The organism is Blastococcus sp. SYSU D00868 (assembly GCF_054050575.1).
Window position 1 is genome coordinate 66319 of sequence record NZ_JBJGZO010000023.1, and the last position, 9145, is coordinate 75463.

Annotated in this window: 7 protein-coding genes; 1 reads left to right on the forward strand and 6 read right to left on the reverse strand. The window is 74.3% G+C overall.

The annotated features are described in order from the left end of the window. Positions 1 to 56: 56 nt before the first annotated feature. From ACI79F_RS17935 to pyrR, 6 genes are read right to left on the reverse strand one after another with little or no spacing between them, the layout of a single operon-like run. Positions 57 to 938, reverse strand: coding sequence for a dihydroorotate dehydrogenase electron transfer subunit (locus ACI79F_RS17935; RefSeq protein WP_456546687.1), 882 nt, complete (start codon positions 936 to 938; stop codon positions 57 to 59). Next, positions 935 to 4228: a carbamoyl-phosphate synthase large subunit gene (gene carB / locus ACI79F_RS17940; RefSeq protein ID WP_456546686.1), complete on the reverse strand. Its 3294-nt coding sequence runs from the start codon at positions 4226 to 4228 to the stop codon at positions 935 to 937. Before carB ends, ACI79F_RS17935 begins: the two co-directional genes overlap by 4 nt. After that, entirely contained in the window at positions 4228 to 5391 is a 1164-nt protein-coding gene (carA, locus tag ACI79F_RS17945) for a glutamine-hydrolyzing carbamoyl-phosphate synthase small subunit (protein WP_456546685.1), read from the reverse strand. Before carA ends, carB begins: the two co-directional genes overlap by 1 nt. Further along, positions 5388 to 6674, reverse strand: coding sequence for a dihydroorotase (locus ACI79F_RS17950; protein WP_456546684.1), 1287 nt, complete (start codon positions 6672 to 6674; stop codon positions 5388 to 5390). Before ACI79F_RS17950 ends, carA begins: the two co-directional genes overlap by 4 nt. Beyond that, positions 6671 to 7594, reverse strand: a complete 924-nt coding sequence (locus ACI79F_RS17955; protein ID WP_456546683.1) for an aspartate carbamoyltransferase catalytic subunit — start codon at positions 7592 to 7594, stop codon at positions 6671 to 6673. The genes ACI79F_RS17950 and ACI79F_RS17955 overlap by 4 nt, the downstream gene beginning before the upstream one ends. After that, entirely contained in the window at positions 7591 to 8184 is a 594-nt protein-coding gene (pyrR, locus tag ACI79F_RS17960; RefSeq protein ID WP_456546682.1) for a bifunctional pyr operon transcriptional regulator/uracil phosphoribosyltransferase PyrR, read from the reverse strand. Before pyrR ends, ACI79F_RS17955 begins: the two co-directional genes overlap by 4 nt. Before the next feature lie 303 nt (positions 8185 to 8487). Between pyrR and bldD the strand changes: the two genes are divergently transcribed. Further along, entirely contained in the window at positions 8488 to 9036 is a 549-nt protein-coding gene (bldD, locus tag ACI79F_RS17965; RefSeq protein ID WP_456546681.1) for a transcriptional regulator BldD, read from the forward strand. Positions 9037 to 9145: the final 109 nt, after the last annotated feature.

Below are 9145 nucleotides of genomic sequence, written 5' to 3' on the forward strand. Positions count from 1 at the left end.
GACGGGGTCGCTCGGTGCCGGTTCCTGCACTCGAGCGACTCCGCTCGTCAGCGCGGTCACGGTGCGACCACCCCCATGGCGTCGGCGCCCACGACGTCCCACGGCAGCGAGCCGACGTCGGCGAAGCGCACCCGGTCCCCGCCGAACACGGGGCCCTCGGTGCAGGAGCGGGAGAACCGCGTCCGCCCGTCCTCCCCCACCACCGGCAGCACGCAGGTCATGCACACCCCGATCCCGCAGGCCATCGACTCCTCGACGGCGACGTAGGACGGCACGCCCGCGGCGGTGGCGGTGTCGGCGACCGCCCGCAGCATCGCCATCGGCCCGCACGCGTAGGCCACGCCGGACTCCCCGATCAGCTCGTCCACGGCGACGCTGACCCGGCCGGTGCGCCCGGCGCTGCCGTCGTCGGTGGTGACCACCACGCGGTCGGCCACGGCGCCGAGCTCGTCGACCGAGCACAGCCGGTCGGCGGAGGCGGCGCCGCTCACCGCCAGCACCCGCGACCCGCGGGAGCGCAGCAGGCCGGCCAGCCCGACCAGCGCCGCCGCGCCGTACCCCCCGCCCACCAGCAGCGCCGTCGCGCCGGGCGCGGGCAGCGGGAACGGCCGGCCGAGCGGGCCGACGACGTCCACGACGTCGCCGGGCCGGCGCTCCGCCAGCCAAGTCGAGCCCGGGCCGTGCGGGGCGACGACGACGGTGGCCGTGCCCTCCCCGGTGCCGGCCAGGGCGATGGAGCGGCGCAGCAGGTGGGCCGACGTCGGGCCGCCGACGGCGAACGCGACGAACTGGCCCGGCTGCGCCCGGTCGGCGACCTCCGGCGCGGCGAGGGTCAGCTCGACGTACGCGCCGACCGGCCGGGCGGAGAGGACCTCGGCCTCGCGCTGCACCGGCGGCCGCTCGGCCCGCGGCGCCGGCGCGGTCAGGTAGGAGCTCACCGGTCGGCCGCCAGCGCGGCGTGCAGCTCCTGCAGGCTGCGCACGCCGATGTCGCCGGCGCGCAGCGCCTCGATGCCCTGCACCGCGGCCGCCATGCCCTGCACGGTCGTGACGCACGGGACGCCCGCGGACACGGCGGCGGCGCGGATCTCGTAGCCGTCCAGCCGCGGGCCGCTGTTGCCCGGCGACCCGAACGGCGTGTTGACGACCATGTCGACGTCCCCGGCGAGGATCCGCTCGACGACGTTGCCCGGGCCCTCGCTGAACTTGCCGACCACCTCGCAGGTCACCCCGTTGCGGCGCAGCACCTGCGCGGTGCCGGCGGTGGCCAGCACCCGGAACCCGAGGTCGGCCAGCCGCTTGACCGGGAAGATCGCCGACCGCTTGTCGCGGTTGGCCAGCGAGACGAAGACGGTGCCCTCGACCGGCAGCGAGCCGTAGGCGGCGGCCTGGGACTTCGCGAACGCCGTCCCGAACCCGGCGTCGAGGCCCATGACCTCGCCGGTGGACTTCATCTCCGGGGAGAGCACGGTGTCCACGTTCTGCCCCTCGACCGTGCGGAACCGGTTGAACGGCAGCACGGCCTCCTTCACCGCGATCGGCATGTCCGGCGGCAGGTCGCCGCCGTCGCCGGTGCGCGGCAGCACGCCCGCCGCGCGGAGGTCGGCGATCGACTCGCCCACCGCGATCCGGGCGGCGGCCTTGGCCAGCTGCACGGCGGTGGCCTTGGAGACGAACGGCACCGTCCGGCTGGCCCGGGGGTTGGCCTCGATGACGTAGAGGATGTCGTCCTTGATCGCGTACTGGACGTTCACCAGCCCGCGGACGCCGATCCGGGCCGCCAGCTGCTCCGTCGCGGTGCGGATCTTCGCGATGTCGGCCGAGCCCAGCGTGATCGGCGGCAGCGCACACGCCGAGTCGCCGGAGTGGATGCCGGCCTCCTCGATGTGCTCCATGACGCCGCCGAGGTAGAGCTCGGCGCCGTCGTAGAGGGCGTCGACGTCGATCTCGACCGCGTCCTCCAGGAACCGGTCGACCAGCACCGGGTGCTCGGGGCTGACGTCGGTGGCCTTGGCGATGTAGGCCTCGAGGGTGCCCTCGTCGTAGACGATCTCCATCCCGCGGCCGCCCAGCACGTAGGAGGGGCGGACCAGCACCGGGTAGCCGATCTCCGCGGCGATCGCGCGGGCCTCGGCGAAGGTGGTCGCCGTGCCGTGCTTGGGCGCCTGCAGCCCGGTGTCGGCGAGCACCCGGGAGAAGGCGCCGCGGTGCTCGGCGTCGTCGATGGCCTCCGGCGAGGTGCCCAGCACCGGCACGCCGGCGTCCTTGAGCCGCTGCGCCAGGCCCAGCGGCGTCTGCCCGCCCAGGGTGCAGATGACCCCGGCCACCGGGCCGGCCGCGCGCTCGGCCTCGACCACCTCGAGGACGTCCTCGAAGGTCAGCGGCTCGAAGTAGAGCCGGTCGGCGGTGTCGTAGTCGGTGGAGACGGTCTCGGGGTTGCAGTTGACCATCACCGCCTCGTAGCCGGCGTCCTGCAGCGCCATCACGGCGTGCACGCAGGAGTAGTCGAACTCGATGCCCTGGCCGATCCGGTTGGGCCCGGAGCCGAGGATCAGCACGGCGGGCCTCTCCCGCGGCTCGACCTCGGTCTCCTCGTCGTAGGACGAGTAGTGGTAGGGCGTGCGGGCGGCGAACTCGGCGGCGCAGGTGTCCACGGTCTTGAACACCGGCCGGATCCCGAGCCGCCAGCGCAGCGTGCGCACGCCGTCCTCCCCGGCCAGCTCCGGGCGCAGGGCCGCGACCTGCCGGTCGGACAGCCCGTGCCGCTTGGCCCGGCGCAGCAGGTCGGCGGTGACCGCGGGGGCGTCGCGCAGCTCGGCGGCGACCTCCTGGACGAGGGCGATCTGGTCGACGAACCACGGGTCGAACCCGCTGGCCGCGGCGACCTGCTCGACGGTGGCGCCGGCGGCCAGCGCCTGCTCGGCGACGTAGAGCCGCCCGTCGACCGGCGTGCGCAGGACGTCGAGCAGCTCCTCGGCCGACCGCGGGTCGGGGGCGCCGGTCCAGAACCCGGCGACCTTCGTCTCGGTGGACCGCATGGCCTTGCCCAGCGCCTCGGGGAAGTTGCGGCCCATCGCCATGACCTCGCCGACGCTCTTCATCGTCGTGGTCAGCCGCGGGTCGGCGCCGGGGAACTTCTCGAAGGCGAACCGCGGGATCTTCACCACGACGTAGTCCAGCGTCGGCTCGAACGCGGCCGGGGTGACGCCGGTGATGTCGTTGGTGATCTCGTCGAGCGTGTAGCCGATGGCCAGCTTCGCGGCGATCTTGGCGATCGGGAAGCCGGTGGCCTTCGACGCCAGCGCGCTGGACCGGGAGACGCGCGGGTTCATCTCGATGACGACGAGCCGGCCGTCGGCGGGGTTGATCGCGAACTGGATGTTGCAGCCGCCGGTGTCGACGCCGACGGCGCGCAGCACGGCGATGCCGACGTCGCGCATCCGCTGGTACTCGCGGTCGGTGAGCGTCATCGCCGGGGCGACGGTGACCGAGTCGCCGGTGTGCACGCCCATCGCGTCGATGTTCTCGATCGAGCAGATGACGACCACGTTGTCGCTGCGGTCGCGCATGAGCTCGAGCTCGTACTCCTTCCAGCCCAGCACCGACTCCTCGATGAGGACGGTGTGCACCGGGGAGTCGGCCAGGCCGTGGCCGGCCATCCGGCGCAGCATCGCCTCGTCTGTGGCGAACCCGGAGCCCAGGCCACCCATGGTGAAGCTCGGCCGGATGACGACCGGGTAGCCGACCTCGGCCGCGGTCTCCAGCGCCTCCTCGACGCTGGCGCACACCCGCGAGCGGGGGGCGTCGGCGCCGATGGACCGGACGATGTCCTTGAACATCTGCCGGTCCTCGCCGCGGTTGATCGCGTCGACGTCGGCGCCGATCAGCCGGACCCCGTACTTCTCCAGGACGCCGTTCTCGTACAGGCCGATCGCGATGTTGAGCGCGGTCTGCCCGCCGAGGGTGGCCAGCAGCGCGTCGGGCCGCTCCTTGGCGATGACCCGCTCGACGAACTCCGGCGTCAGCGGCTCGACGTAGGTGGCGTCGGCGACCTCGGGGTCGGTCATGATCGTCGCCGGGTTGCTGTTGACCAGGCTGACCCGCAGCCCCTCGGCCTTGAGCACGCGGCAGGCCTGGGTGCCGGAGTAGTCGAACTCGGCGGCCTGGCCGATGAGGATCGGCCCGGAGCCGATCACCATCACGTGCTCGATGTCGGTGCGCTTGGGCATCAGGCCTTCTCCCCCGTGCTGTGCTCCACGACGGGAGGCGGGCTGACGGCGGCCCTGCCGCCGCGGGTGGTCTCCATGAGGTCGACGAACCGCTGGAACAGCGGCGCGGCGTCGTGCGGCCCGGCCGCCGACTCCGGGTGGAACTGCACGCTGAAGGCCGGCGCCTGCAGCAGCCGCAGCCCCTCCACCACGTCGTCGTTGAGGCCGACGTGGCTGACCTCCACCGCGCCGTAGGGGGTGTCGGTGGGCCGGTCGAGCGGGGCGTCGACGGCGAAGCCGTGGTTGTGGCTGGTCACCCGCACCGTGCCGCTGACCCGGTCGAGCACCGGCTGGTTGAGCCCGCGGTGGCCGAAGCGCAGCTTGTAGGTGCCCAGCCCCAGCGCGCGGCCGAGGATCTGGTTGCCGAAGCAGATGCCGAACAGCGGCCGGCCGGCGTCGAGCACGCCGCGCACCGCCGCCACCGCGTAGTCGGCGGCGGCCGGGTCGCCGGGGCCGTTGGAGAGGAAGACGCCGTCCGGGCCGGCGGCGAGCAGCTCCTCGGCGGTCGCGGTCGAGGGCAGCACGTGCGTCTCGACGCCGAGCTCGGCCAGGTGGCGCGGGGTGGCGGTCTTGATGCCCAGGTCCAGCGCGGCGATGGTGAACCGCGTCCCGCCCACCGCCGGGACGACGTAGGGCTCCCCGGTGCTGACCGTCGGGGCGAGGTCGGCGCCGACCATGCCCGCGGCGTCGCGGACCCGGGCCAGCAGCGCCTCGGCGTCCAGCTCGGTGCTGATGCCCGCGCGCATCGCCCCGCGCTCGCGCAGGTGACGGGTCAGCGCCCGGGTGTCGATGCCGCTGATCCCGACGACGCCCTGGGCGACCAGCTCGTCGTCCAGGCTGCCGGTGGCGCGCCAGTTGGCCGGGCGGCGGGCGGGGTCGCGGACGACGAACCCGGCCACCCACATGCGGCGGCTCTCGTCGTCCTCGCCGTTCACGCCGGTGTTGCCGATGTGCGGGGCGGTCATGGCCACGATCTGGCCGGCGTAGCTGGGGTCGGTCAGCGTCTCCTGGTAGCCGGTCATGCCGGTGGCGAAGACCGCCTCGCCGACCGTCGTCCCGGTCGCGCCGTACGCGTCGCCGCGGAACGTGCGCCCGTCTTCCAGGACGAGCAGCGCCTCACTCACTTCTGAGCCTTTCCGTCGAGAACGGTCGGGACGCCCCGCAGGAACGTCGCGACCACGCGGCCGGGCAGCTCCCGGCCGGCGTAGGGGCTGTTGCGGCTGCGGCTGGCCAGCCCGGCCGGGTCGACGACCGACCGGGCGGCGGGGTCCAGCAGCACCAGGTTGGCGGGCTCGCCGGGGGCGGTCGGGCGGCCGTGTCCGGCGAGCCGGCCGATCGCGGCCGGGCGCAGCGACATGCGGTCGGCGACGCCGGCCCAGTCCAGCAGGCCGGTCTCCACCATGGTGTCCTGCACGACCGCGAGCGCCTGCTCCAGTCCGAGCATCCCGGGCCGGGCCTGCGCCCACTCGCACTCCTTGTCCTCCACGGCGTGCGGGGCGTGGTCGGTGGCGACCGCGTCGATCGTGCCGTCGGCCAGGCCGGCGCGCAGCGCCTGCACGTCCTCGTCGGTGCGCAGCGGCGGGTTGACCTTGAACACCGGGTCGTAACCCTCGGCGCAGGCGTCGGTGAGCAGCAGGTGGTGCGGGGTGACCTCGGCGGTGACGTCGACGCCGCGGGCCTTGGCCCAGCGCAGGATCTCCACCGACCCGGCGGTGGAGACGTGGCAGACGTGCAGCCGCGCGCCGACGTGCTGGGCCAGCAGCACGTCGCGGGCGATGATCGCCTCCTCCGCGGCGGCCGGCCAGCCGGTCAGGCCCAGCCGCGCCGAGCGGTCGCCCTCGTGCATCTGCGCGCCCACGGTGAGCCGGGGCTCCTCGGCGTGCTGGGCGACGACGCCGTCGAAGGCCTTCACGTACTCCAGCGCCCGGCGCATCAGCGCGGGGTCGGCGACGCACATGCCGTCGTCGGAGAAGACGCGCACGGCCGCGGCCGAGTCCGCCATCGCCCCGAGCTCGGCCAGCCGCTCGCCGCGCAGGCCGACGGTCACCGCGCCGACCGGGACGACGTCGACCAGCCCGGCCTCCTGGCCCAGCCGCCACACCTGCTCGACGACGCCGGCGGTGTCGGCGACCGGGTCGGTGTTGGCCATGGCGTGGACGGCGGTGAACCCGCCGAGCGCCGCGGCGCGGCTGCCGGTCTCGACCGTCTCGGCGTCCTCCCGGCCGGGCTCGCGCAGGTGGGTGTGCAGGTCGACCAGGCCCGGCAGGGCGACCAGCCCGCCGGCGTCGAGCACCTCGGCCCCGGTCGCGGTCAGGCGCTCGCCGACCGCGGCGATGCGGCCGTCCTTGACGAGCAGGTCGGCGGGGTCGCCGCCGAGGACGCGGGCCCCCTTGATCAGGTAGGTCACGAGGTCTGAGCCCCTCCGAGCAGCAGGTACAGGACGGCCATGCGCACGGAGACGCCGTTGCCGACCTGCTCGACGATGGTGGAGCGCACCGAGTCGGCGACGTCCGCGGCGATCTCCATGCCGCGGTTCATCGGGCCGGGGTGCATGACGATGGCGTCGTCGCCCAGGACGGCGACCCGCCGGGCGTCGAGGCCGTAGCGGCGGCTGTACTCGCGCGCGCTGGGGAAGAACGAGGCGGTCATCCGCTCGGCCTGGACGCGCAGCATCATCACGACGTCGGCCTTGGGCAGGACGGCGTCCAGGTCGTAGGAGACCTCCGCCGGCCAGCTGCCCACCCCGACCGGCAGCAGGGTCGGCGGCGCGACGAGCGTGACGTCGGCGCCCAGGGTGTGCAGCAGGCGCACGTTGGAGCGGGCGACCCGGCTGTGCAGGACGTCGCCCACGATGGCCACCCGGACGCCCTCGAGCCGGCCGAGCCGGCGGCGGATCGTGTAGGCGTCCAGCAGCGCCTGGGTGGGGTGCTCGTGGGTGCCGTCGCCGGCGTTGACCACGCTGCCGCGCACCCAGGAGGACAGCTGGTGCGGGGCGCCGGAGGCCGAGTGCCGGATGACGATGGCGTCGCTGCCCATCGCCTCCAGGGTCAGCGCGGTGTCCTTGAGGCTCTCGCCCTTGGAGACGCTGCTGCCCTTGGCGGAGAAGTTGATGACGTCGGCGGACAGGCGCTTGGCGGCGAGCTCGAAGCTGATCCGGGTGCGGGTGGAGTCCTCGTAGAAGAGGTTGACCACGGTGCGGCCGCGGAGCGTCGGCAGCTTCTTGACCTCGCGGCCGGTCAGCGCGGCCTCGATCTGCGCGGCGGTGTCGAGGACCAGGGTGGCGTCGGCGCGGTCGAGGTCGGCGGCCTCCAGCAGGTGCCGCTTCACGCGGCCTCCCCCTCGACGCGCACCTCGTCGGCGCCGTCGGTCTCGGCCAGCCGCACCCTGACCGACTGGGTGCGCGAGGTCGGCACGTTCTTGCCGACGTAGTCCGCGCGGATGGGCAGCTCCCGGTGGCCGCGGTCGACCAGCACGGCCAGCTGCACCGCCCGCGGGCGGCCGAGGTCGCGCAGCGCGTCGAGGGCGGCGCGCACGGAGCGGCCGGAGAACAGGACGTCGTCGACGAGCACGACCAGCCGGCCGTCGATGCCGCCGGCGGGCAGCACCGTGTCCTCCAGCGCCCGGACGCCGCGCAGCCGCAGGTCGTCGCGGTACAGGGTGATGTCGACGGTGCCGACGTCGATCGGGGTGCCGGAGAACGCCTGCACGCGGGCGGCGAGCCGGCGGGCGAGCGGGGCACCGCGGGTGGGGATGCCGACCAGCACGAGGTCTGCCAGGCCGTTGCCGGCCTTCTCGATGAGCTGGTGGGCCATCCGGTCGACCACGCGGGCGACGTCGGGGGCGGTGAGCAGCGCGCCCGGCGCCGCGGGACCGCGGGGTTCTCGGCTGCTCGGGGCAGCCGGGGACGAGCCGGCCATCAGGCCTCCTTCCCCGCCTCACCGGACGGGTCGTTAAAGGAGTGGGTTGGACCGGCGACCACCGTACTGCACCCCCCGGTGTGACCCGCCTCGCGGCGGTCGGACCGGCCGGCGGCGGGAACCGGGGGCGGCGGCCGCGCGTGTCCCCGGGCAGGTACCGGCGCGCGTCGGAGTCCCCTCGGACGTCCTCGCTGGTCCAGGATGTGACACCCAGGAGTGGCCCGCTGTTGTCGCGCCCGACGTGCCAGTACGCTGCGTGACGACAGTGCCCGACTTACGACGACGGACAGTGAGCGACACGGGATGAGCACCGACTACTCACGGGCCCTCGGCGCCCGGCTCCGCGCGATCCGCAACCAGCAGGGCCTCTCCCTGCAGGGCGTGGAGGACAAGTCGCACGGTCGCTGGAAGGCGGTCGTCGTCGGCTCCTACGAGCGCGGCGACCGCGCCGTGACGGTCCAGCGGCTGTCCGAGCTGGCCGTCTTCTACGGCGTGCCGGTCTCCGAGCTGCTGCCCGACCCGCGGCCCAGCTCGGCCGTGACGGCCACGACGAAGATCGTGCTGAACCTCGAGTCGCTGGGCTCGCTGCCCGCCGACGAGGCCGGCCCGCTGGCCCGGTACGCCTCGACGATCCAGGCGCAGCGCCACGACTACAACGGCAAGGTGCTCAGCATCCGCGCCGAGGACCTCAAGTCGCTGGCGATCATCTACGACATGAGCCCCGACGAGCTGACCAGCCGGCTCATCGAGTGGGGCGTGCTCTCCCCCGGCATGGAGGGCATCGCCGGCGGCGGCGACGACGAGGACGCCGACCTCAACCCGAACTGGGAGCGCCGCCGCACCCCGCGCTGACCCGACGACGCGACGAGGCCAGCGCCGAGCAGATCGACACGCTGGACGACGTCGAGATCATCGTGACCTACGGCGACCAGGAGCTGGTCGACGCGCTGGCGGGCGACCC